The sequence below is a fragment of the Streptomyces sulphureus DSM 40104 genome, from assembly GCF_000381025.1.
In the GTDB taxonomy this organism is placed as follows: Bacteria; Actinomycetota; Actinomycetes; order Streptomycetales; family Streptomycetaceae; genus Streptomyces; species Streptomyces sulphureus.
In genome coordinates, this window is the sequence record NZ_KB905815.1 from 668,944 (window position 1) to 692,373 (window position 23,430).

Genomic DNA, 23,430 nt, shown 5'->3' on the forward strand with positions numbered 1-23,430 from the left:
TCAACTCCCGTTGTTCGACAGGAAGTACGAGACCTAGCTTGCTTCTGTCACAGGAGGTGATCGCGTCGTGACGTCTCGTACCGACGACGGCAACGCGCCCGCGCCAGCGGCGCCCGGCAGCAGCTTCACCATCGCAGCCGACGGCTCCTACGCCGCCCGGCTGGCGCCCGCCGAGCCCGGCAGCGCCGCGCCCAACTGGTACCCGGAGCGCTGGACGCTCGCGGGTCCCGAACCCTACGCCGTTCCGCTCCCCGGCAACCAGCCGGAGGAGCCCGGAACCCAGGTCCTCCCCCTCACCGACGGCCGGGTGCTCATCGCCCGCGACGTAGGCGGCGAGTATGCGCTCGCGCTGCTCTACCCCACCGACTCGGGGACGGGCGAACTCCCCCTGGGCGCCGTCGAGTCCCCGCGGCTCACGTTGCTCCCGCCCTCCCCGTGCGGGACCCGCGTCTACGCCCTCGCGCAGGGGCGCGAGGGCGCCGCCGTCTGGCTCGTCGCCGGGGGGACGCCGGGACGGCCCGAACTGCTCGCGCGCGTACGGGGGCGGTGCAGCGGCGGCGCCTGGCTCGACCCGGAGGGCCGGCTCCTCGCCGTCGACCGGGCCGAGGCAGGGGGCGGTTCGGCGCCCGTCAAGAGCGTCGTCGTCGACCTGGCGCGGGGCGGCGAGGTGAGCCCGCTCCTCCAGATCACGGAGACGAGCAACGACCGGCTCCTCCTCGCCGACCGGGACAGCGGCCTCCTCCTCGTCCGCTCCGACGCGCCGGGCGAGGAACGCCTCGGCTGGGGCGTGCTCGGCAGCCACCGACCCGTCCGCTTCCCGGAGGCGCTCCACCCGCACGGCGTCCGCCTCACCCCCTTCGCGACGCAGCCGCGGCAGACCCTCCTCCCCGAGCGGTGCACCGTCGCGCTCCTCGCCCGGCCGATGCCCGCGCCGGGCACCGCGGCACCGCGGGACGCGGGGGCGCACGGGGTGCGCATGCCGCTCGGCGGCGAGGGCTGGCTGGCGGTCTGGCGCCCGGCGCAGCGCGGGGTGCGCCATATCCCGCCGCCGCAGGGGTGGTTGACGGGGCACGGCCTCTGGAGCGCCGAGGGCGACCTCCGCCTCCCGTACTCGGTGCCCCACGCGCTCTGCGGGCTCGCCTGCCTCCGCACTCCCCTTCCCGAGCCGCCGGAGGCCGGTGGGCAGACGCCGGCGCAGGAACGCTCCGTCACGCCGGAGGCCGAGGAGCCCGGCGCCGGAAACGAACCGTCCGCCGAAGACGCTCCTCCCGCCGACGGTGCGCAGGAACAGCGCCCCGAGGAGAGCTCATCCCACACGCAGGCCGCCGAGGGGACTCGGCGCCATCCTTCCAACGAGCCGTCGAGCCCGCGGGAACCCGGCACCGAGCACCCCCGCATGCCCTCGCAACGCAACTCCTCATCCGGCCGGGGTTTCCGCCCGCCCGGCTCCGCGCCCCGACTCCCCGGCATGGACAAGGACTCCCAGCAGGGCGACGACGACACACCTCCGAGACCCGACCCCGAGGGCGACCGGCATCCCACGGGGGAGGCGGCGCCTCCCCGGCAGCCCACCCACGGGGCACCCTCGGGGAACGACGGCCCGCACCCGCCGCCCAGCGCCGACGGCTCCGATCCCCCGCCACCGGCACCGCCTGCCGCCTCGGGGCCCGCTGCCGAGCCCGCCGGTCCGGCGGCCACCGGGGCGGCTCCTCCGGCCGGTGCGTCGACGGCGCACGGGAAGCAGCCCGGCACCTGCGGGCAAGTACGGCCCGCGTCGCAGTCCGCGGGGCCGGACACCGGCGGCATCCCCGGCCTGCACAACTCGCCTCCTGCTGAGGTGGGTTGGCCTCCCGTAGTCCCTGTCCACGGTCCCGGCCCGTCGACGTCCGCCGCTCACCCGGCCACCGAGCCGACACCGCCGGACAAGCCGACCGCACCACCCGCTCCCGCACAACACCCCGACACCAGCACGCAGGAACCACCCACCTCGCAGGCCCCGACTCCGGACACCCGCGGCATCCCCGCACCGCACAACCCAACGCCTGCCACGGCGACTCGGCACCCCGTAGCTCCCGCCCCGTCGCCCACCGCCGCTCGCCCGACCACCGAGCCGACACCCCCGCACAAGCCGACCGCACCACCCCCTCCCGCACAACACCCCGACACCAGCACACAAACACCACCCGCACCGCAAGCCCCGGAGACCACGAACCAACGCACCACCGGACTGCCGCAGGGAGCGCCCCCCAACTCAGCACCGACCACAGCAACTTGGCAATCCGCTCCCCCCGTCCCGTCGTCGGGGCCACCCGCCCGCCACCCCGCCGAACCGGCCGCGGACGCACCGGACTTGGACCGCCCCGCCGAGGAGCAGAGCCCCGGCGGTACCGCCAAGGTGCCCACCGACCGCCCTTCGGGCGCGGACGGCCCCGCCACCGGTCCGCAGCACTGGACCCCGCGGGCAGGAGCACCGTTCCTGGCCCTTCAACTCCCCGCTGTCCAGGCGTTGTCGGCGGCCCGCGAGGGGCAGTGGGAGGCGCGTACGGGGCAGGCGTCGGCCGAGGCGCACAGGAGGATCACAACCCCGCAACAACCCGGGCGCCCGGAAGAGGCGGGGGCGTGCCGACGGCCGGGCGCGGCGGCGGAGTTCTCCGCGGGCAGCGCCGCGGCGCACCGGCCCGTACCGCTTCAGGAGGCGCCGCTGGCAGCGGCCGAGAGAACGTGAGGACGAGCCGACGCGCCGTTAGAATCCGGTCGGGTACGGCGCAAGCAAAACCACGGAGTTACCTCGCGATGTCCGAGATCCAGACCGACTCGCCCCGTGAAGAGCGCCCCCCGGGGAAACACAGGGGGCCGGCCTCCGTTGCGGAGGAGCGGGAGCCGAGTGTTCCCGCGCAGGGGCAGGGGCGCCATCGGCGGCCACCGCAGCAGCCGGACGCCTCGGCCGCCTGAGCGGCTGACCGCGGCCGGCACACACCAAAAGGGGGAAAGACAACCCGAGGGCGGTGTCGAGGAGTTCGTCTCCCCGACACCGCCCTCGCGGTGTGCGCGCCGCGCTCAGGTGTGCTCGACGACGGTGTCCGCGAGCACCGTCGCGTCCTCCCGCTCCACAGCCGTCGCGGTGAGCTGGATGCGCCCCTCGCCGAGGTACCAGAGGCGGACCCGGAGCGTCTCACCGGGGAAGACGACGCCGGCGAAGCGCGTGCGGTAGCTGCGCACCCGCGCCGGGTCGCCGCCGAGGACGCTGTCGACGACGGCCTTCAGAGCCATGCCGTAGGAGCTGAGCCCGTGCAGGATGGGGCGGTCGAAGCCGGCGAGCGCCGCGAACTCAGGATCGGCGTGGAGGGGGTTCCAGTCGCCGGAGAGGCGGTAGAGCAGCGCCTGGTCCTCGCGGATCGGCTTCTCCACGACGGTGTCCGGCTCGCGCTCGGGCTCCGCGATCCGCTCGGAGGGCCCGCGCTCGCCGCCGAACCCGCCCTCGCCGCGGAGGAAGAGCTGCGTCTCCTGCTCCCAGAGCGGCCCTTCGGCATCCGACGCCGCCGACTCGATGACCAGCACGGCCGCCTTCCCCTTGTCGTGGAGTGCGATGATCCGCGAGGTCTGCTCGGCCTCGCCGCGCATCGGCAACGGCCGGTGCACGCGCACCAGTTGACCGCCGTGGAGGACTCCGGCGAGGTCGACGTCGAGGCCGGGCGCCGAGAGCGCGTCCGTCACGTTCATCCGGCCGCCGGCCACCGTGGCGAAGGTGGGGAGGACGTGGAGGCGGTCCTCGAGGAGGTACCTCAGCTCCTGCGGATCGAGCGCGGGGGTGCCGGCTCCGAGGCCGAGGTGGTAGAGCTGAACGTCCTTGTGGTCCCAGGCGATCCGGGTGGTGGTGGGTTCGGCCGCGAGGGCCCGCTCGGCGTCGATCGGCATCCCGGTGTGACTCCTTCCCCGCCCGGGGCCGCCACCGCCGGGAGGCGCGCGCACGCCCGGGCCGCGCTGCGTCGGCCCGATCCTACCGATCGGTAAGGGAGTTGGGACCCCCGTCGACGCGGACCACCGCACCCCCGACACCGCAGGACCGACGGGGCGCCGACTCGACAACGCAGGCACAAGCCTTCATGGGTCACGCACAGCAACGCCGACCCGCTGCTCCACCGGACCAGAGCGACCAGCGGCAGGCACCGGCTCACGTACGAAGGTACGAGGCCCCGTTGAGGTCGAGCACGGCGCCCGAGCTCCACTCCCCCGCCGGCGAGGCGAGCCACGCCACGGCGGCAGCCACCTCCTCCGGCTGCGCCACCCGCCCGAACGGGCTCTGCGCACGGACCGCTTCGCCCGCCTCGCCGCCGAGGCGGTCCGCGACCCGCGGTGTCTCGATGAACCCCGGCGCGACGGAGGAGACGGCGATGCCGTACGGCGCGAGCGCGAGCGCGAGCGACTGGCCGAGGGCGTGCACGGCGGCCTTGGTGGCACCGTAGGCAGGGTGGTCGGGCTCGCCTCTGAACGCCCCGCGCGAACCGATGTTGACGATCCGGCCGCCGCGGCCCTGGGCGATCATCCGCGCCGCCGCCTGGTGGGCGAGCCCGGCGGTGCCGAGCAGGTTCACCGCGGTGTGCTGCTGCCAGGCCGCCGTCCAGGCGGCGTACGACGTGTCGACGGGAGGGTGCGGCAGGTTGACGGCGGCGTTGTTGACGAGGATGTCGAGCCCGCCGAGGCTCTCCACGGCCGCCGCCACGAGCCGCGGCGGCTCGGCCGCGTCCGAGAGGTCGCCGCCGAGCAGGGCGTGCGCGCCTGCCTCGACGGCGGGAAGGAGCGCGAGCGTCTCCTCCGCCTGCGCGCGGCGGCTGCCGTAGTGCACCGCGACGCGGTCCCCCGCCGCCGCGAACTCCCGCGCCAGAGCGCGGCCCAGACCGTCGGCAGCGCCCGTCACCAGGACTCTGCGGCCGGTGGAGGGGAACTCAGCGTGCATCGGTCTGCTCCTCGTGATCCTCGGGTCCCGTGCCCCCGGACACGGGGGACGACGCGGCGGGTGAGATCCGGTCGCCTGCCGGTGCGTTCGGTGTGGCGCCCGCGGCCGGCGAGGCGGCCCGCCGGCGCGGCCGCGGCAGCGCGGCGACGCCCAGCACCGCGCACCCCAGCAGCACGAGCCCGCCGGTGAGAAACGCGAGCGCGTACCCGGAGGCCAGGGAGGCGACCTGCTCGTTTCCCTGGATGCGGGAGGCCGCGACGGTCGAGAGCACCGCGAGGCCGAGCGCGCCGCCGAGCGTACGGGAGGTGTTGATCATGCCGGAGACGAGGCCGGCGTCCTGCGGGGCGGCGTCCGCCGTGGCGACGGCGGCGAGCGTGGTGCTCGCGAGCCCGGCACCGAGCGCCATCAGGACCCCGGGGCCGAGGACCGTCACGGCGAAGCCGTCGCCTGCCGTCAGGGTGCCCGCCCAGAGGTAGCCGGCGGCGGCCGTCAGGGTGCCCGCGACGGCGAGCGTGCGTTCCCCGACGCGGACCATGATCCACGGCGCCGCCTTGGAGCCGAGGACGATCGAGACCGACATCGGCAGGAACCCCAACCCGGCCTGGAGCGGCGGGTAGTGGAGAACGTTCTGCATGTGGAGGGAGAAGAAATACCACATGCAGACCATCGCCGAGCCGTTGACGAAGAGGACGGTGTTCGCCGAGGCGACGGAGCGCAGCCGGAAGAGGCCGAGCGGGATCAGCGGTTGCGCCGTGCGCCGCTCGACGAGGAGGAAGAGGCCGAGCAGCACCGCCCCGCCGAGGAGCGGCACGAGGAACTGCGGCGAACCCCAGCCGTGCGTCTCGGCGTTGACGATGCCGTAGGCGAGCGCCCCGATCCCGGAGGTCACGAGGACGGCCCCGAGGACGTCGAGCCGCGGGCGCCCCTTGCCGCGGTGCTCCACCACCCACACCGCGGCGACGACGAGCACGAGCGCCCCGACGGGGACGTTGACGAGCAGCACCCACCGCCAGGAGAGGAACTCGGTGAGGACGCCGCCGACGAGGCCGCCCATCGCGCCGCCGCCCGCACCCACCGCGGTCCAGGTGCCGATGGCGCGGGTGCGTGCGGGGCCCTCGGGGAAGGTGGTGGTGAGGATGGTGAGGGTGGCGGGTGCGAGCGCTGCGGCCCCGACGCCCTGGAGTGCGCGCGCGGCCACCAACTGCCACGGCTCCTGCGCGAGTCCGCCCGCGAGGCTGGTGAGCGCGAAGAGCACGAGCCCGGTGACGAAGACGCGTTTGCGCCCGAAGAGGTCGGCGGCCCGCCCGCCGAGGAGCATGAAGCCGGCGAAGGTGAGGGTGTAGGCGTTGACGACCCATTGGAGCCCTGTCGCGCTGAGCCCGAGGTCGGCGCGGAGCGAGGGCAGCGCCACGTTGATCACGGAGACGTCGAGGACGACGAGGAACTGCCCGGCGCACGCGGCGAGTACGACGCCCCACCTGCCTGCCGGTGTGCGCACTGCTGCGGCCCTGCCGCGCCCTGCTGTCTCGGATGCCATAGGGAGCATCCTGGCACCCGCCACCGACAACCGCGTCGGAAAGACGGTCCCGGCCCCTCGGCCCCGCGACCTAGGGCGCAGGTGCCGCACCGCCTACCGCGCAGCCGGAAGCGTGCGGCAGCATGGGGGCGGCCGCCCGCGCGCCCTGCACGGGAGCGGCGCATCGGAGACGAGGCGGCCGTCCGCCCGGCGCACGGCGGCCCGTTGGCCCCTGCGCACGCACCACACGACCACGGGAAGCCCATGCACCAGCGCCCCTCCCCCGAACTGCTCGCCGCCTTCGACAAGGCGAAGGGATTCATGCCCCGCGACGAGGGCATGGCGCTCCACGCCGCCGCCGTCGAGGCGGCGGGACAGGGGCTGCCGCTGCTGGAGATAGGCACGTACTGCGGCCGCTCCACCCTCCTCCTCGCCGACGCCGCGCGCCGGGCAGGCGTCACCGCGCTCACCGTCGACCACCACCGCGGCAGCGAGGAGCAGCAGCCCGGCTGGGAGTACCACGACGCCGAACTCGTCGACCCGGCCGTCGGCTTGACGGACACGCTGCCCGAGTTCCGCCGCACGCTCCACGCCGCGGGACTGGAGCGGCACACCGTCGCGCTCGTCGGAGCCTCGCCGCAGATCGCGGCCGTCTGGGGCACCCCGCTGGGGCTCGTCTTCGTCGACGGCGGGCACACCGACGCGCACGCCACGGCCGACTACGAGGGCTGGGCGCCGCACCTCGCGGAGGGCGGGTTCCTCGTCATCCACGACGTCTTCCCCGACCCGGCCGACGGCGGCCAGGCGCCGTACCGCGTCCACAGGAGGGCGCTCTCCTCCGGTGCGTTCACCGAGGTCTCGACCGTGCGCTCGCTCCGCGTGCTGCGCCGTACAGGACCGGGCATCTGAGCGCCGTACGCCGCGGCTACCATCGCCACTCGTGTCGAACACCCTCCCCCCGCCCCTGCCCGACCGGCCGCCGGGACGCCGCGGACCGCGCGGCGCCGTCCTGCTCGCCCTCTGCGCGCTCGTCCCCCTCGTGCTCTTCGGCTGGCTCGGCTGGCGCGTGTGGGGCGGGGACGACGGCCCCGGTACGGCGCAACGCGACCCGGACGCGCGGCCGTCCGGAAGTCCGTCCGCGCAGGAGAAGGAGCTGGACGGCCGCACCGTCGTCCTCGACCCCGGGCACCACCCGGGCAACCGCGACCACGCACGGGAGATCAACCGTCAGGTCGACATGGGCGAGGGCAAGAAGGAGTGCGACACGACGGGCACCGAGACCGAAGACGGCTACGCCGAGGCGGAGTTCACACTGGCGCTGGCCCAGCGCGTGGAGCGGCTGCTGGTCTCGAAGGGCGCCGAGGTGGTGCTGGTGCACTCCGGCGGCGAGAAGCGCGGGGACGTGGAGTGGGGGCCGTGCGTCGACGAGCGCGCCCGGATCGGGAACGAGGCGAGGGCGGACGCCGCGGTCTCGCTCCACGCGGACGGAGCCCCCGCGGACGCCCGCGGCTTCCACGTCATCCTCCCCGGCAAGGTCCGCACCCGGGGCGCGGACACCCGCGCCATCGTGGCGCCTTCGGCCCGGCTGGGCCGGGAGTTGGCGTCGGGGTTCCGCGCGGCGACGGGTGCACGGCCGGCCGAGTACATCGGCGACGGCAGCGGCCTCGACACCCGCAAGGACCTCGGCGGCCTCAACCTCAGCCGCGTCCCCAAGGTCTTCCTGGAGTGCGGCAACATGCGCAACGCCCGCGACGCGGCCCAACTCTCCTCGCCCGCGTGGCAGAAGCGCGCCGCCGCGGGGGTGGCCGACGGCCTGACCGCGTACCTGACGCACGGCAACGCGGCGGGTGACCGCCGGTAAGCGCCGGTCAACAGCGTTGCGCACAGGGGGAGTCGCCACCCTCGCACGGAGGGGGAAGACCTGATCGATCTCACAGTGCGAAGAAACGAACCCGCCGGATGCGGCAGGGGGTTCATCCGTACGATGGGGCCTCACCCCCGGCAGACCATGACCACGACGAAACCGACTAAGGACCCCACGTGAACATCCGCTCGCTCACACGAGGCGACGGCGCGGTGGCTGCAGCAGCGGTCCTGCTGTTCATCGCCTCGTTCCTCAACTTCTACACGGCAGACGACTGCGGAGAGAGCTGCAGCGACCTGCCGAGCGCTTGGGACACGGACATGGTGACCGTGATCCTGCCGGCGGTGTACCTCCTCGGCATCATCGCCGCCGTACTGGTCGTCCTCGGCCGGCTGATGCAGCAGGACGTCAAGTTCGCGACGCTCAGCCTCGGGCAGTGGGGCGTACCGCTCGCCGTCGCCGCCTTCTGGAGCTCGTTCTGGTCGCTGGTGCTGAAGCCCGACGCCTCCGGGCTCAGCCTCGGCGCGGGCGCGTGGCTCGGCTTCCTCGCCAACCTCGTCATCGCCGGCTTCGCCCTCGCGACGCCGCTCGTCCCGGCCCTGCGCACCCCGCTGATCCCGGCGGGCGGGCCGAAGCAGCCGCAGATGGGCCAGATGCCCTACGGCCAGCAGCCCGGCGGTTACGGCTACCCGGGCGCACCCCAGCAGGGCCAGCCGGGCCCGTACGGGCAGCAGCCGTACGGCCAGCAGCCCCAGCCGGGCGCACCGCAGCCGCAGGACATGGGCGCGGCCCAGCCGTTCCAGCCGTTCTGGTTCGCCGTGCCGGTCGCCAGGCCCCTCTTCCCCGAGGACGGCTCTCCGCAGCCGGTCGCCGAACTCACCCCGGGGACCTGGTTCCTCGCGGTCGACCAGCGAGGTCAGGCGCTCATCGCGCAGACGCAGGACGGCCGCCGCGGCATCCTCCAGGACACCAGCGGCATCCAGCGCGGCTGACGCCGCAGCGGGCTGCCGGACCGGGGGACGCACGGGGGACCCCGCCGGCAGCCGGCACAGGTGAGGGGCCCGCACCGAGGTGCGGGCCCCTCACCTGTGCCGGAATCAGCAGCAGTCGGCGGCGTCGGGCTCCAGCCCCGACGGCAGCCGCTCCCCCGAGAAGACCTGCACGGTCGCCTCCTCCCCGCCGAGCGCGGCAACCGCGAGGAGGAGCGAGCCGGCGGTCCACGCCGTCCGCTCCCGCGGCCAGACGACGCCGTCCTCGAAGACATACCCCGTCCAGTACATGCCGTCCTCGGCGCGCAGGTGACGGATCGAGCGGAGGACGTCGAGCGCGCGGTCGGACTCGCCCATCGCCCAGAGCGCGAGGGCGAGTTCGGCGCTCTCCCCTCCGGTCACCCACGGGTTGGGCGAGACGCAGCGCACCCCGAGCCCGGGGACGACGAAGGTCTCCCAGCCGTCCTCCAGCCGCTGCTTCGCCTCGGTTCCCCGGACGGCGCCGGAGAGGACGGGGTAGTACCAGTCCATCGAGTAGCGGCTCTTGTCGAGGAACCGCTCGGGGTGGGAGCGGACGGCGTGGCCGAGCAGTCCCGTCGCCAACTCCCAGTCGGGCTGCGGCTCCTCGCGGTGCTCGGCGAGCGCGAGGGCGCAGCGGAGTGCCTGGTGGACGGAGGCGGAGCCGGTGAGGAGCGCGTCGTGCACGGGGGTGCCGTCCGGCTCGCGCTTCCATCCGATCTGGCCGCCCGGCTGCTGGAGCCGGAGGACGAACTCGACCGCCGCCGCAACGGTCGGCCACATCTGCTCGGCGAACGTGTCGTCGCCCGTGGCGAGGTAGTGGTGCCAGACGCCGACGGCCGGGTAGGCACAGAAGTTGCTCTCGCGTGAGCGGTCCGTGGGGGTCGAGGCGTCGCCGTCGTGGTAGGCCGCGTACCAGGAGCCGTCGGGGAGTTGGTGCTCGGCGAGCCAGGCGTAGGCGGCGGCGGCGCGCTCGTGCTCGCCTGCCGCGTCGAGCGCCATCGCCGCCTCGACGTGGTCCCACGGGTCGAGGTGGTGGCCGCGGAACCAGGGTATGGCGCCGTCGTCGCGCTGCACGGCGGCTATCCCGGCGACGGTCTCCGCGGCCTGCTCGGCGGTGAGCACACCGGACAGCACCAACTGTTCGGTCTGCCCGGGCTGCGGACGGTGCGGTGTCACGCGGCGGCCTGGGGCGCGTGCGGCTTGGTGGCGTACGCGACGAAGCTCTTGCCGATCAGCGGGTCGAGCGCGCGCTCGGCGACGCGGGTGGCGAGCGGCTTCTTGACGATGTCCCAGACGAGGAGCTTGTGGTAGGCGCGGACGGGGAGCGCGGCGTCGTCGCCCTCCTTGTGGACGCCGAAGGCGCACTTGAGCCACCAGTACGGAGAGTGGAGGCCGTGCGCGTGGTGGGTGCCGTAGGGGCGCAGGCCCGCCTCCCGCATGCGGCCGAGGAGTTCGTCCCCGCGGTAGATGCGGATGTGGCCGCCCTCGACCTCGTGGTACGCGTCGCTCAGCGCCCAGCAGACCTTCTCAGGACCGTACCTGGGCACGGTCACCGCGATCCGGCCGCCGGGCTTGAGGACGCGGACCATCTCCGCGAGGACGCCCTTGTCGTCCGGTATGTGCTCCATCACCTCGGAGATGACGACGACGTCGAAGCTCTCGTCGGGGAAGGGCAGCGCGAGCGCGTCCCCCTCCATGGCGGTCGCCGTTGCACCTGCGGGGGCCTCGCCCTCCTCGTCCATCGCCGCGAACCATTTGGCGACCTCGCGGATCTCGTCCGCGTTCCGGTCGAGTGCGACGACGTGCGCCCCGCGCCTGTAGCACTCGAAGGCGTGGCGTCCCGCTCCGCATCCGAGGTCGAGTACGCGGTCGCCTGGGGCGAGCGGGAAGCGGGTGAAGTCCACGGTGAGCACTTGGAGTTCTGCCTTCCTGGCGGGGCGGTGCGGTGGCTTCCGGCCGGCGAGGGCGGCCGGGGACGGCTCAGCCGGGGTGTGCGGCGGGCCTGGGGGCTTCGGTCTGCGTCGCGAGCGCGGCGCGGTAGTGGCGGACGGTGGCGCGCGCTGCCTGCTGCCAGGTGAAGCGGGCGAGCACCCGTGCGCGCCCGGCGGCCCCGATACGGGCGCGGAGTTCGGCGGCGGAGAGGAGCCGCACGAGGCCGGTGGCGAGCGCCCCCGCGTCCCCCGGCGGCACCGCGAGGCACGTCTCGCCGTCGGCCCCCGCGACCTCGGGGATGGCGCCGCCCGTCGTGGCGAGGAGCGGCGTGCCCGTGGCCATCGCCTCGGCGGCCGGGAGCGAGAACCCCTCGTAGAGCGAGGGCACGCAGGCGAGTTCGGCGCCCTGGAGCAGCGCGGCGAGCTCCTCGTCCGTGATCCCCTTGACGAACTCGACGGCGCCTTCGAGCCCGTACTCCGCGACGGCGTCGGCGACGGGGCCCTCCGCGGGACGCCTGCCGATCACCACGAGATGTGCGTCGGGTCGCTCGACCCGCGCCTTGGCGAGCGCCTCGACGAGGTGGACGAGGCCCTTGAGCGGCACGTCGGCGCTGGAGGTGGTGACGATCCGGCCCGGCACCTTCGGGACCGCCGGGTCCGGCCGGTAGGTGCGCGCGTCGGCGCCGATCGGGACGGTGTGGATGCGGTCGGGGCGTACGCCGAGGTCCTCGACGATCTCGCGGCGCGAGGACTCCGAGACGGTGAGCACGGCGGGCAGCCGCCGCGCCACGTGCTTCTGCATCCTGGTGAAGCCGTACCACCGGCGGACGGAGAACCGGCGGCGCCAGTCGGCCGCCGCTTCCAGCTCCAGTCTGCGGTCGACGGTGATGGGGTGGTGGACGGTGGTGACGAGGGGCGCGCCGACGTCACCGAGGAGCCCGTACCCGAGCGTCTGGTTGTCGTGGACGACGTCGAACTCCCCGCTGCGGGCGCGCAGATGGCGACGGGCGCGGAGCGAGAAGGTGAGGGGTTCGGGGAAGCCGCCCGTCCACATGGTGCCGACCTCCAGGAGGTCGACCCAGTCCCGGTACTCGCCGCGGCGCGGGGTGCGGAAGGGGTCGGGCTGCCGGTAGAGGTCGAGGCTGGGGAGCTCGGTGAGGGCGACGCCGTCGTCGAGCACCGGGTAGGGCTGGGCGCCGATCACCTCGACGGTGTGCCCCAACGCGGCGAGCTCGCGCGAGAGATGGCGCACGTAGACACCCTGGCCGCCGCAGAAGGGGTTGCCCTTGTACGTCAAGAGGGCCAGGCGCAGGGGGCGTTGGCCGTCCTCCGCCGGTTCGGGCCCGGCGGTGTTCCGGGGGCCGGGCTCGCTGTCGCGTACGGCCTCTGCGGTCACTCGCGGCCCCCTTCGCCTCAGTTTCGTGGACGGAGCGTAGCCGCTCGCGTTAATCTAGAACAAGTTCCAACAATGCCGACGGGGCGCAGCGCCCGCGGAGAAGAATCTACCGGCCGGTCACTTCCGGAGTACGGGGGGCACAGGTGATTCACGCCACCCCTGCCGGAGCCGCCGTCCGCGGACTCCACCGGACGCACGACGGACCGCCGCAGCCGTACGCGCACAGCCCCGGCACGGCGCGAAACGGCGAGGACGCATGACCGCACACCCCATCCCCCGCACCGCCCGGCTCACCCCCCGCCAGGCGGCCCGCCGCAGCAGCATCCTCGCGGCCACCGCCGAACTCGCCCGCAGCGGCGGCTTCGACGCGGTCCAGATGCGCACGGTCGCCGAGCGCTCGGGCGTCGCACTCGGCACCGTCTACCGGTACTTCCCCTCCAAGATCCACCTCCTCGTCGCCGTCCTCGGCGAGCAGTTGGAGGCGATGCACCGCAAGCTGCTGCGCCACCCGCCCGACGCCGAGGACGCGGGCGAGCGCGTCGCGCAGACGCTGACGCGGGCCTTCCGCTCGCTGCGCAGGGAGCCCCAACTCGCGGACGCCATGGTGCGGGCGCTGACCTTCGCCGACCGCTCGGCGGGGCAGGAGGTGGCGGCCGCCTCCCGGCTCACCACGGCGGTGATCCTCGACGCGATGCGCCTGCCGGGCGAGCCCGCGCCCGAGCAGCTCTCCGCGGTCCGGGTGATCGAGCACACCTGGCTCTCGCTGGTGGTCGCCTGGCTCTCGGGGCGCGCCTCCGTCGACCAGGTCGCCACCGACCTCGCCACCGCCTGCCGGCTCGTCGGGGAGCGGGAGACCGGCGCTGTGACGCCACCCACACGCTGAAAACTAGTACTTGTTCTCGTCACAAGGGAGAATCCCCTTGTCCGGCAAGGGAGAAGGGGGCCAACCCATGGCGAACTCGGCGCAGCCGCCGCAGACGACCGATCACGGCGGCGGCGTGTGGAGCATCCCGGTGCCGATCCCCGACAACCCGCTGGGCCACACCCTCGTCCACCTCGTCGAGACGGACACGGGGCCCGTCGTCGTGGACACGGGCTGGGACCACCCGTCCTCCTGGCAGGCGCTCACCGAGGGGCTGCGTGCGTGCGGCACCTCCGTCGAGGAGCTCAAGGGCGTCGTGCTCACGCACTACCACCCCGACCACCACGGCCTCAGCGCCCGTGTGCGCGAGGCGTCGGGCGCCTGGATCGCGATGCACGCCGCCGACGCCGACGTGGTGCGCCGCAGCCGCGAGACGGCGCCCGCGAGTTGGCTCCTCTCGCTCCTCGACCGGCTCGCCCTCACCGGCGCCCCCGAAGAGGAGATCGCCCCGCTCCGCGCCTTCGCCGCCGAGGCCGGACCCGACGCCGTCCCCGGCCACCACGCGGCGCTGCCCGACCGGGAGATCGTCCCCGGCGAACTCCTCGACCTGCCGGGCCGCCGCCTCCGCGCGATCTGGACGCCGGGGCACACACCCGGGCACGTCTGCCTCCACCTCGAAGAGGAGCACCCGAACCCCGGGGCGCTCACCGGCCACGGCCGGCTCTTCTCCGGCGACCACCTCCTCCCGACGGTCTCCCCGCACATCGGCCTCTACGAGGACCCCGAGGACGACTCGGTCGACCCGCTCGGCGACTACCTCGACTCGTTGGAGCGCATCGACCGCCTCCAGCCGGCCGAGGTGCTCCCCGCCCACCAGTACGCGTTCACCGACTCCCGGGGACGCGTCGCCGAACTCCTCTCGCACCACGGGCAGCGGCTGGAGGAGATGTACGCGCTCCTCGCCGAAGGCCCGTGCACGCCCTGGGAGTTGGCGGAGCGGATGACGTGGAACCGGCCGTGGGCCGATATCCCGTTCGCCTCACGCGGGATGGCCGTCTCCGAGGTGGCGGCGCACCTGTGGCGGTTGGTGAAGCTGGGCCGCGCCGAGCAGGTGCCGGAGAGCGATCCGGGGAGGTACCGCGCCGCCTGAGGCCAATGTCGGGCTCGTCCCGATGTGTGCGCGTGTGCTCCCGTCGACGGGTACGCGGCCGGAGGGCGCCCGCGGTGCTGCGGCTACAGTGGCCGAGGTACTCATGTACCCAACAGGTCCCGACTGGGGGAAGGCCGGTGCGAATCCGGCGCTGACCCGCAACCGTGAGCGGCCCCAGGGCCGCGAGCCGGAAGACCCGGTGGCGGACCACTGGCTCGGGTGCCCGCCGGCAGGGAGCGCGGGCACCGGCACCGTCGAGGTATACGGAGCCGAGCCCGGTAGACGGCCCCGCGGAGCAGCGCGCCCCGCGCGGCGGTACGACCGTGCACGGCTGCGGTCAGGTCCCGTCGCAACGGAAAGGCAGCGCTCGCCATGGTCTTGGGGTTCTCGGAGTCGGCTCTGCCCTGTAGGCGCCGCCGTTGGGCACGGCGCACGGCCGCGGTCGCCGTCGCGGCCCTCGGCCTTGGTGCACTCGCGCCCGCGGCGTCCGCCGAGGACTCGAAGCCCAAGGCGCCCGCGGCGCTCTACGGCGCGGGGGACCCCACCTACGACGGCGTCTGGCGGCAGTCGCTCGCACTCCTCGCACAGCACGGCGCCGGCGCCGAGCCGGCGTCGAAAGCCGTCACGTTCCTCGCGGACCAGCAGTGCGACGACGGCTACTTCACCTCCTACCGGCCGCACCCCGACGAGTCCTGCGACCCGAAGGAGACGCCGGGCGACACCAACGCGACCTCGCTCGCCGTACAGGCGCTCGCCGCCGTCGGCGGGCAGCGCGCCGGCGTCGACCGCGCCGTCGAATGGCTCAGGTCCGAGCAGAACGACGACGGAGGCTGGGGCTACGAAGCCGGCAGCCCGACCGACGCCAACTCGACGGCGCTCGTCGTCGGCGCGCTCCGCGCCGCGGGTGCGAAGCCGGCCTCCGTCCGCAAGGGTGACGAGGCGCCGCAGGACGCGCTCGCCTCCCTCCAACTCGGCTGCGACGCACCGCAGAAGGAGCGCGGCGCCTTCGCCTACCAGCCGGAGAAGAAGGGCGCGCTCACCCCCAACACGGCGGCGACCACGGCCGCCGTGCTCGGCGCGTACGGCAAGGGCATGCTCGTCGAGCCCACGGCCGAGGGCGCCGAACCCGAGGCGCTCGACTGCGCGGAAGGCGGCGGCCACACCGCGCAGCAGCGCGCGGAGGCCGGAGCCGCCTGGCTCGTCGCGGAGTTGCAGCGCAACGGCGGCTACCTGAAGTCCTCCCTCCCCGGCCAGGACGACCAGCCCGACTACACCGGCACCGCCGACGCGGCGCTCGCCCTCGCCGCGGGCGGCCACGGCGAGGCGGCGCAGCAGCCCCTCGGCTGGCTCCGCAAGAACCTCAAGGAGTGGAAGAAGTCGACGACCGACCCGGCCGCCATCGGCACCGCCCTCCTCGCCTCCCGTTCCGCGGGCGGCGACCCGGCGAAGCTCGGCACCGCGACGCTCGACCGCCTCAACGCGACGGGCCCGGCGCCCTCCCCCGCCGCCGAGGACGAGGAAGACGACGGCAACAGCACCGTGTGGACGTGGTCGCTGGTGCTCGTCGGGCTCGCCGTCGGCGGGGCGATCGGCCTCGTGCTCTCGACGCGGAGGAAGAAGTGAGGGCGCGCGCGGGGCTCCTGACGGCGGCGGTCGCCTCCGCCGCCGTGCTGGCAGGCGGCGCCCCGGCGCAGGCCGCCGACAGCTACCGGTACTGGTCGTTCTGGGAGGCGGAGAGCAGCGGCTGGTCCTACGCGTCCCAGGGCCCCGCGACGGCGAAGCCGGACGACGGCGCGGTGATCGGCTTCCGGTTCGCCGTCAGCGAGGACTCGGGTGACGCCGCCTCGCCGCGCCCGCGCACCGAGTTCGCGAAGGTCTGCGGCGATACGTCGAAGAAGGACGGCAAACGCGTCGCGCTCGCCCTCGACTTCGGGAACGGCACCGACGCGCCCGCGGGGGAGCGCCCGCCGAAGCCGAGGACCGAGTGCGCGCAGGTTCCCGAGGACGCCTCGGCCGCCGAAGCGCTCGCCGCCGTCGCCGAACCCCTGCGGTACAGCTCGGATTCGATGCTCTGCGCCGTCGAGGGGTACCCGGCGAAGGGCTGCGGCGAGCAGGTCTCGGGCGACGGCGGCGGCAAGGGCGGCGCCGCGGACTCGGACTCGGCGGACTCGACGGACTCGACGGACTCGGCCGGCAAGGAGGACGACGGCGGCCTCTCCCCGGGCGCCGGGATCGCCGCGGGCGCCGCGGCCGTGGTGATTCTCGGCGGTGCCGCCGCCTGGCAGACCAGGCGGCGCCGGAGCTGACGTGGCGCACCACCCTGAACTCCCGCGCACACCGGGGCGTTCGGCAGCCGCCGAGCGCCCCGGCACGGACCGCGGCGTACGCGCCCGGATGCGGGCACCGACGGCCAACCGCACCACCTCTCTCCACCCGGGCGCCTGGTGGCTCTGGGCGCTCGGCCTCGCCACCGCGGCCTCGCGGACCACCAACCCGCTGCTGCTCGCGCTGCTCGTCGCCGTCGCCGGGTACGTCGTCGCGGCCCGCCGCAGCGACGCACCCTGGGCGCGCTCCTACGGTGCCTTCCTCAAGCTCGCCCTGCTCGTCCTCGGTGTCCGGATGGTCTTCGCCTTCTTCCTCGGCTCGCCCATCCCCGGCACCCACGTCCTCGTCATCCTCCCCGAAGTGCCGCTGCCCGACTGGGCGCAGGGCGTGCGCCTCGGCGGCAGGGTCACCGCGGAGGGGCTCCTCTTCGCGCTCTACGACGCGCTGAAGCTGGCGACGCTGCTCATCTGCGTCGGCGCCGCCAACGCCCTCGCCAACCCGGCCCGGCTCCTGAAGTCCCTGCCGGGCGCGCTCTACGAAGCGGGCGTCGCCGTCGTCGTCGCCATGACCTTCGCGCCCAACCTCATCGCGGACGTGCGCCGACTGCGCACCACCCGGCGGCTCCGCGGGCGCCGCGACAGGGGCGTACGCGCCGTCCTCAGCGTCGGACTCCCGGTGCTGGAGGGCGCGTTGGAGCGCTCCGTCGGGCTCGCGGCGGCGATGGACGCGCGGGGTTACGGGCGCACCGCGGACGTCGGCCCCGCACTCCGGCGCACCACCGCGCTGCTGACGCTCGGCGGGCTGCTCGGCGTCTGCATCGGCACGTACGCGCTGCTCGCCGCCGAGGGAGCCGCCTTCGGGACGCCGCTGCTCCTCGCCGGCGTGGCGATGGCGCTGGCTGGGCTCCGGCTCGGCGGCCGGCGCACGGTGCGCACCCGGTACCGCCCCGAACGCTGGGGCCCGCGCGCCTGGTCGGTCTCGGCCTCCGGCATCGCAGTGGCCGCGCTCATGGTCTACGTCGGCTCGGCGCACCCCGACGCGCTCCACCCGCCCGCCGTCCCGCTGACCGCGCCGCCGCTGCCCCTGTGGCCCGCGGCTGCCGTCCTCCTCGGGCTGCTCCCCGCGTTCGTCGCCCCCGCGCAGCCGCGCACCCCTGCGGCCCCGGAACCGCCCGCACCCGTACCGCGGCAAACGGCGCGGCTCCGGCCCACGCTGTGGGCAACTGCCGGGCAGCCGGGCGGCGTCGAGGCACACCCGCACCTCGCCACCGGCACCGAGGCGCCGCGCACGGCGGGCGACAGCGGCGAGCTCCCCGGGCACGACCTCCCCGGATCGCACCCCGCGCAGCACGGTAAGGAGCCCCGCCGGTGATCCGCGTCGAGCAGCTCACCCTCACCCATGAGGGCAGCACCCTCCACCGCGCACACACGCGCCCGACGAGCGCCCCCGCAACCGGCGCCAAGGCGCGCACACGACGGCCGGCGGCACCCGGATTCCCGCACACAGCCCGCGCCCGGAGGACCCCGCCAGTGACCCGCTCCAAGCAGCTCACCGTCTCCCGCGCGGGCAGCAGCGAACCCGCCCACGGCACCGGCGAACGCCCGTCGGGCGACGCCACCGAGACACCGCCGCAACCGCCGACCGCACTCCCGACGACGCCCCACTCACCGGCACCGCACCCCCTGCCGGTGACCCGCTTCAAGCAGCTCCCCATCCTCCGCGAGGACACTCCCCACGGCGTCGACGGACGCCAGGCGAACGCCCCCGCGACCGAGACACCGCGCACAACGCTCAACGGCGCCCGCTTCCCTGCCTCCGGCCGTTCCCCAGCACCCCACCCGCATCCCGAGGACCCCCTCCAGTGATCCGCTTCGAGCAGCTCTCCGTCACCTACGAGGGCAACGCCGAGCCCGCCCTCCACGGCGTCGACCTCACCGTCCCCGAGGGCGAACTCTGCCTGCTCGTCGGCCCGTCGGGGGTCGGCAAGTCGACGCTGCTCGGTACCGTCTCCGGGCTCGTTCCGCACTTCACGGGCGGCACGCTCACCGGACGCGTCACCGTGGCCGGGCGGGACACGCGCACGCACAGGCCGCGGGAGCTCGCCGATGTCGTCGGCAGCGTCGGCCAGGACCCGCTCGCGCACTTCGTCACCGACACCGTCGAGGACGAACTCGCCTACGGCATGGAGTCGTTGGGGCTGCCGCCCGGCACGATGCGCCGCCGCGTCGAGGAGACCCTCGACCTGCTCGGCCTCAACGAGCTGCGGGACCGGCCGATCGCGACCCTCTCCGGCGGGCAGCGGCAGCGCGTCGCGATCGGCTCCGTCCTCACGCCGCATCCGCGGCTCCTCGTCCTGGACGAGCCGACGTCGGCCCTCGACCCCGGCGCGGCCGAAGAGGTCCTCGCCGTCCTCCAGCGTCTCGTACACGACCTGGGCACCACCGTCCTCCTCGCCGAGCACCGTTTGGAGCGCGTCGTGCAGTACGCGGACCGGGTGCTGCTGCTCCCGGGGCGCGGCCGTCAGGCGCGCCTCGCCGAACCCGCCGAGGCGATGGCCGACTCGCCCGTGCGCCCGCCCGTCGTCGAACTCGGCGCGCTCGCCGGCTGGACGCCGCTGCCGCTCTCCGTCCGCGACGCCCGCCGCGCCGCGGGGCCGCTCCGCGAGCGTCTCGCCGTCCGAGCGCCCCGCGAGGCGGACGTGCCCCAAGCCCGGGAAACGGCGGGCGCGATGGAGGGCGCCTCGCTGCGGTACGGCAGCGTGGAGGCCCTCCACCGGCTCGACTTCACCGTCCGCCGCGGCGAGGCAGTAGCGCTGATGGGACGCAACGGCGCGGGGAAGTCCTCGCTCCTCGGCACCCTCGTCGGGCTGCACGCGCCGACCCGCGGCACGGTGTCGGTCGGCGGCGAGGCGCCGCACCGCACCCCGCCGGCGAAGCTGCTGCGCCGCGTCGGCCTCGTGCCGCAGGAGCCGCGCGACCTCCTCTGCGCCGACACCGTCGCCGCCGAGTGCACGGCGGCCGACGCCGACGCCGGTGCCGCGCCCGGCAGTTGCCGCGCCCTCGTCACCCGGCTCCTCCCCGAGGTGCCCGACGGGACGCACCCGCGCGACCTCTCCGAGGGACAGCGCCTCGCCCTCGCCCTCGCCGTCGTCCTCACCGCGCGCCCGCCGCTGCTCCTCCTCGACGAGCCGACCCGCGGCCTCGACTACGCCGCCAAGGCATGCCTCGTGGCGGTGCTGCGCGAACTCACCGCCGAGGGCCACGCGCTCGTCCTCGCCACGCACGACGTCGAGCTCGCCGCCGAGGTGGCGCACCGCGTCGTGATCGTCGCGCAGGGCGAGATCGTCGCCGACGGTGCGACCGCGGAAGTGGTCACCTCCTCGCCGTCGTTCGCGCCCCAGGTGGCGAAGGTGCTCGCGCCCCAACCGTGGCTCACGGTCCCGCAGGTGCGCACCGCGTTGGCGGACGCGCCGTGAGCGCCCGCGCGCCTGCGCTCCGCGGTGCCGTGCGGCTCGGGCCCAGATCCCTCGCCGCGCTGGGGCTCACCTCGGCCGCCGGCGTGGCCGCCTTCGGCTGGCCGCTCCTCGCCGACTCCGCGTCGGGGCTGGCACATTCGGGGGACGCGCCCTGGCTCTTCGCTGGGCTCCTCCCGCTGCTCCTCGCCGTCGTCGTCGCGACGATCGCGGACACCGGGCTCGACGCGAAGGCCGTCGCCATGCTCGGCGTCCTCGCCGCGGCCGGCGCCGCGCTGCGGCCGCTCGGGGCCGGCACGGCGGGACTTGAGCCGATGTTCTTCCTCATGGTCCTCGCCGGGCGCGTGCTGGGGCCCGGGTTCGGCTTCGTGCTCGGGGCGCTCTCGATGTTCGCCGGCGCCCTGCTGACGGGCGGGGTGGGGCCGTGGATGCCGTTCCAGATGCTCACCATGGGCTGGGTATCGATGGGCGCCGGCCTGCTTCCCGGCCACGCCTCCCTCCGCGGCCGTCGCGAACTGCTGCTCCTCGCCGCATACGGCGCCCTCGCCGCGCTCGCCTACGGCTTGGTGATGAACCTCCAGGGCTGGCCGTACATCGCGGGGCTCGGCTCGGGCCTCTCCTTCGTGCCGGGCGACCCGCTCCACGAGAACCTCGCCCGCTACCTCGCGTACGTCCTCGCCACCTCGCTCGGCTGGGACGTGCCCCGCGCCCTGCTGACGGTCGTCCTCACCCTCACGCTCGGCAGCACCGTGCTCCGCGCGCTGCGCAGGGCCACCCGCAGGGCCGCCTTCGACGCGCCCGCCGCCTTCCGGCCGCCGGAGCCGTAGGACACCGATCACACCGATCGCTGTGCGGGGCGCGCGGGTTCAGGACCGGTCGGCCGTTTCCCGGACGGCCTCGCGCTCGTCCGGCAGGCGCGCGGGTTCCCCCGGCGGCCCGGATCGCTCGACGTCGGTCGGACCCGGCGCGTCCGACTCATCCGCCGCCGAGCCGCCCCACCGCCGTTTCAGCGCCGGCACCACGCGCAGGGCGACGAGGAAGCCGGCGGCGATCACGACGGCACCGCCGACCGCGTCGAGGAGGTAGTGGTTGGCCGTCGCCATGACGACGAAGAGCGTCACCGTCGGGTAGAGCGCCCCCAGCAGCCTCAGCCACAGCCACGGCGCGGCGCGCCAGACGACGACGGCGCACCACAGCGACCAGCCGACGTGGAGCGAGGGCATCGCCGCGTACTGGTTGGAGAGTTGGGTGAGCGCGCCGAAGTCCGGGTCGGAGAGGTCCTGAGGACCGTGCGCCGTGTCGATGTACCCGAGGCCCGGCATCAGGCGGGGCGGCGCGAGCGGGTAGAGCCAGAAGCCGACGAGCCCGAGGAGCGTGGCGATGCAGAGCGCGGTGCGCGACGTCCGGTAGCCGGCGGGGCGGCGCAGGTAGAGCCAGGCGAGGAGTGCGATGGGGACGACGAAGTGGAACGTCGAGTAGTAGAAGTTGCAGAACGCCTCCAGCCAACCGGTGCGCGCCGTGAGGAGGTTGAGCCAGTGCTCGACGTCGATCCGCAGCAGCGACTCCAGCCCGAGTATCTGCTCGCCGTGGTGCTCCGCGGTGGAGCGCTCGTCGGGCGCGAGGGAGCGCACGTAGGAGTAGGCCCAGTAGCCGACCCGGATCAGCAGGAGTTCGAGCATCACGTTGGGGCGGCTCAGCGGGCCCGACGGCTCGGGGCGCGCCCAGTGCTCCGACCGGCGCGAGAGGAACGGCACCGCGCAGGCGGCCGCCACCGCGGCGAGGAGCGGCAGGTTCTCGCCGAGCAGGTGCAGCCCGGGCGTCCCCGGCATCAGCACGCCCCCGTCGAGCGACATCACCAGCACCACGAGGATCGGCCACACCAACCGGTCCCCCGTACGCCTGCCCACCCGCCCCGCGACCGCGAGGAGCACCCAGAGCTGCTGGTGCTGCCAGGCCGTCGGCGAGACGGCGACGGCGGCGCAGCCGACGAGCGCCGCCGCGAGCAGCGGCTGCCCGTCCCGCGCGTACCGCACGGCCCGGCGCACGGCGAGGACGGCGACGGCGAGCGCGAGGCAGGCGAAGAGCACGACCTCCACGGGGCCGCTCAACCCGGCGCGCAGCAGCGCCCCGTGGAGCGACTGGTTGGCGGTGGCGTCGGCCGGGTCGCCGAGCCCGGTGCCCGCGAGGTGCCGCACCCAGTACGTCCAGGAGGCCGAGGGCAGCACGGCCCAGGCGAGCGCCGTACCGCCGAGGAAGGTGCCGGCCGCGCAGAGCGCAGCCCGCCGGCGCTCGGTGAGCCACAGCACCGGCACGAAGAGGAGGACGGCCGGCTGGAGCGCGGCGGCGAGGCCGAGCAGTACGCCGCCGAGCCCGCGCACGGCGCCCGCCTCTCCCCTGCTCTGGAGCAACCAGCCGACGAGCGCCAGCAGTACGGGCAGCACGCTCGTCTGCCCGAGGTGGAAGGTGTTGCGCACGGGCACCGAGACCGCGAGGAGGATCAGCGCCAGCGGCACGGCGAAGTGCGCCGTCCGACGCGGCAGCGGCCCCGGCAGCGCACGCGCTGCGACGACACCGAGCGCCGCGACGAGCGCCATCGTGCCGACCGTCCATGCGATGCCGAGCCCCTGTTCGGCGGCCCTGGACAGCGGCCTGAGCACCAGCCCGGCGAACGGCGTCCCGGTGAAGGGCGCCTCGCCCGCGTAGAGCGAACTGGAGGCGGTGAGCGCCCCGTTGTCGATCCAGGCGAAGAGGTCGGTGAGCCGGTCCTCCTGCGGCAGCCGCAGCACCGCGGCGAGCTGCCGGGCCGAGAGCAGCGCCGCGAGCAGCCACAGCCCGGCGAGCACCGCCTGGCCACGGGAGCCGATCCGCCCCCGCCTCGAACCCTCCCGGTCCGTCGCCGTCTCCGCTGCCACGCCCCGTCGTCTCCGTCCTGTCTCCGCCGTCACGGTCC

General features: G+C 74.8%; 19 protein-coding genes and 1 riboswitch. Of the genes, 12 read left to right on the forward strand and 7 right to left on the reverse strand.

What is annotated here, in order from left to right:
* The first annotated feature begins 67 nt into the window (after positions 1-67).
* Positions 68-2,725 carry a hypothetical protein gene (locus F603_RS36385; protein WP_019546065.1) on the forward strand — a complete coding sequence of 886 codons (2,658 nt, stop codon included), beginning with the start codon at positions 68-70 and terminating at the stop codon, positions 2,723-2,725.
* Positions 2,726-3,057: 332 nt separating this feature from the next.
* On the opposite strand, the gene F603_RS0110985 is transcribed toward F603_RS36385, so the two are convergent.
* From F603_RS0110985 to F603_RS0110995, 3 genes are all read right to left on the reverse strand, one after another.
* The gene (locus F603_RS0110985) at positions 3,058-3,915 is read right to left on the reverse strand and encodes a MaoC/PaaZ C-terminal domain-containing protein (protein WP_019546066.1); all 858 of its coding nucleotides are present in this window, start codon (positions 3,913-3,915) and stop codon (positions 3,058-3,060) included.
* Positions 3,916-4,171: 256 nt separating this feature from the next.
* Positions 4,172-4,954, reverse strand: coding sequence for an SDR family NAD(P)-dependent oxidoreductase (locus F603_RS0110990; protein WP_019546067.1), 783 nt, complete (start codon positions 4,952-4,954; stop codon positions 4,172-4,174).
* On the reverse strand, positions 4,944-6,491 hold the full coding sequence (locus tag F603_RS0110995; RefSeq protein WP_019546068.1) for an MFS transporter: 1,548 nt from the start codon (positions 6,489-6,491) through the stop codon (positions 4,944-4,946). The genes F603_RS0110990 and F603_RS0110995 overlap by 11 nt, the downstream gene beginning before the upstream one ends.
* 243 nt (positions 6,492-6,734) lie before the next feature.
* On the opposite strand from F603_RS0110995, the gene F603_RS0111000 reads away from it, so the two are divergent.
* From F603_RS0111000 to F603_RS0111010, 3 genes are all read left to right on the forward strand, one after another.
* Positions 6,735-7,379, forward strand: a complete 645-nt coding sequence (locus F603_RS0111000; RefSeq protein WP_019546069.1) for a class I SAM-dependent methyltransferase — start codon at positions 6,735-6,737, stop codon at positions 7,377-7,379.
* Positions 7,380-7,410: 31 nt separating this feature from the next.
* Positions 7,411-8,331 carry an N-acetylmuramoyl-L-alanine amidase gene (locus F603_RS0111005; protein WP_019546070.1) on the forward strand — a complete coding sequence of 307 codons (921 nt, stop codon included), beginning with the start codon at positions 7,411-7,413 and terminating at the stop codon, positions 8,329-8,331.
* A 179-nt stretch (positions 8,332-8,510) separates the two neighbouring features.
* Positions 8,511-9,326 carry a hypothetical protein gene (locus F603_RS0111010; protein ID WP_019546071.1) on the forward strand — a complete coding sequence of 272 codons (816 nt, stop codon included), beginning with the start codon at positions 8,511-8,513 and terminating at the stop codon, positions 9,324-9,326.
* 105 nt (positions 9,327-9,431) lie between these two features.
* Here the strand turns inward: F603_RS0111010 and F603_RS0111015 are convergent, their stop codons facing one another.
* The 3 genes from F603_RS0111015 to F603_RS0111025 all read right to left on the reverse strand — a co-directional run bounded on the left by F603_RS0111015 (position 9,432) and on the right by F603_RS0111025 (position 12,671).
* Positions 9,432-10,520, reverse strand: a complete 1,089-nt coding sequence (locus tag F603_RS0111015) for a prenyltransferase (protein WP_037955672.1) — start codon at positions 10,518-10,520, stop codon at positions 9,432-9,434.
* Positions 10,517-11,257, reverse strand: a complete 741-nt coding sequence (locus tag F603_RS0111020) for a class I SAM-dependent methyltransferase (protein ID WP_019546073.1) — start codon at positions 11,255-11,257, stop codon at positions 10,517-10,519. The genes F603_RS0111015 and F603_RS0111020 overlap by 4 nt, the downstream gene beginning before the upstream one ends.
* 67 nt (positions 11,258-11,324) lie before the next feature.
* A complete protein-coding gene (locus F603_RS0111025; protein WP_019546074.1) occupies positions 11,325-12,671 on the reverse strand; it encodes a glycosyltransferase family 4 protein in 1,347 nt (448 codons plus the stop codon).
* 256 nt (positions 12,672-12,927) lie between these two features.
* Here F603_RS0111025 and F603_RS31955 point away from each other — a divergent pair, with 256 nt between their 5' ends.
* The 8 genes from F603_RS31955 (at position 12,928) to F603_RS0111065 (ending at position 21,307) form a co-directional block, all read left to right on the forward strand.
* The gene (locus F603_RS31955; RefSeq protein WP_019546075.1) at positions 12,928-13,554 is read left to right on the forward strand and encodes a TetR family transcriptional regulator; all 627 of its coding nucleotides are present in this window, start codon (positions 12,928-12,930) and stop codon (positions 13,552-13,554) included.
* Positions 13,555-13,621: 67 nt separating this feature from the next.
* A complete protein-coding gene (locus F603_RS0111035) occupies positions 13,622-14,683 on the forward strand; it encodes a Strvi_7410 family MBL fold metallo-hydrolase (protein WP_019546076.1) in 1,062 nt (353 codons plus the stop codon).
* A 126-nt stretch (positions 14,684-14,809) separates the two neighbouring features.
* Positions 14,810-14,881: riboswitch (cobalamin riboswitch) on the forward strand.
* Between the two features lie 174 nt (positions 14,882-15,055).
* Positions 15,056-16,306, forward strand: coding sequence for an SCO2321 family membrane protein (locus F603_RS0111040; protein WP_019546077.1), 1,251 nt, complete (start codon positions 15,056-15,058; stop codon positions 16,304-16,306).
* Positions 16,303-16,989: an SCO2322 family protein gene (locus tag F603_RS0111045; RefSeq protein WP_019546078.1), complete on the forward strand. Its 687-nt coding sequence runs from the start codon at positions 16,303-16,305 to the stop codon at positions 16,987-16,989. The genes F603_RS0111040 and F603_RS0111045 overlap by 4 nt, the downstream gene beginning before the upstream one ends.
* A gap of 1 nt (position 16,990) precedes the next feature.
* Positions 16,991-18,379 (forward strand): CbiQ family ECF transporter T component, encoded by a 1,389-nt coding sequence (locus tag F603_RS0111050; protein ID WP_019546079.1) that lies wholly within the window; start codon positions 16,991-16,993, stop codon positions 18,377-18,379.
* Positions 18,376-18,873, forward strand: a complete 498-nt coding sequence (locus F603_RS0111055; protein WP_026328322.1) for a hypothetical protein — start codon at positions 18,376-18,378, stop codon at positions 18,871-18,873. The genes F603_RS0111050 and F603_RS0111055 overlap by 4 nt, the downstream gene beginning before the upstream one ends.
* Entirely contained in the window at positions 18,870-20,483 is a 1,614-nt protein-coding gene (locus F603_RS0111060) for an ABC transporter ATP-binding protein (RefSeq protein WP_019546080.1), read from the forward strand. The genes F603_RS0111055 and F603_RS0111060 overlap by 4 nt, the downstream gene beginning before the upstream one ends.
* The gene (locus F603_RS0111065; protein ID WP_019546081.1) at positions 20,480-21,307 is read left to right on the forward strand and encodes an ECF transporter S component; all 828 of its coding nucleotides are present in this window, start codon (positions 20,480-20,482) and stop codon (positions 21,305-21,307) included. Before F603_RS0111060 ends, F603_RS0111065 begins: the two co-directional genes overlap by 4 nt.
* 39 nt (positions 21,308-21,346) lie before the next feature.
* On the opposite strand, the gene F603_RS0111070 is transcribed toward F603_RS0111065, so the two are convergent.
* Complete coding sequence (locus F603_RS0111070; protein WP_019546082.1) at positions 21,347-23,392, reverse strand: bifunctional glycosyltransferase 87/phosphatase PAP2 family protein; 2,046 nt, start codon at positions 23,390-23,392, stop codon at positions 21,347-21,349.
* Positions 23,393-23,430: the final 38 nt, after the last annotated feature.

What these genes read in the sequence shown, in the direction of transcription:
- F603_RS0111040 (WP_019546077.1), top strand. Translation starts at nt 15,056, where the DNA reads ATGGTCTTGGGGTTCTCGGAGTCGGCTCTGCCCTGTAGGCGCCGCCGT.
- F603_RS0111035 (WP_019546076.1), top strand. Translation starts at nt 13,622, where the DNA reads ATGGCGAACTCGGCGCAGCCGCCGCAGACGACCGATCACGGCGGCGGC.
- F603_RS31955 (WP_019546075.1), top strand. Translation starts at nt 12,928, where the DNA reads ATGACCGCACACCCCATCCCCCGCACCGCCCGGCTCACCCCCCGCCAG.
- F603_RS0111000 (WP_019546069.1), top strand. Translation starts at nt 6,735, where the DNA reads ATGCACCAGCGCCCCTCCCCCGAACTGCTCGCCGCCTTCGACAAGGCG.
- F603_RS0110985 (WP_019546066.1), bottom strand. Translation starts at nt 3,915, where the DNA reads ATGCCGATCGACGCCGAGCGGGCCCTCGCGGCCGAACCCACCACCACC.
- F603_RS0110990 (WP_019546067.1), bottom strand. Translation starts at nt 4,954, where the DNA reads ATGCACGCTGAGTTCCCCTCCACCGGCCGCAGAGTCCTGGTGACGGGC.
- F603_RS0110995 (WP_019546068.1), bottom strand. Translation starts at nt 6,491, where the DNA reads ATGGCATCCGAGACAGCAGGGCGCGGCAGGGCCGCAGCAGTGCGCACA.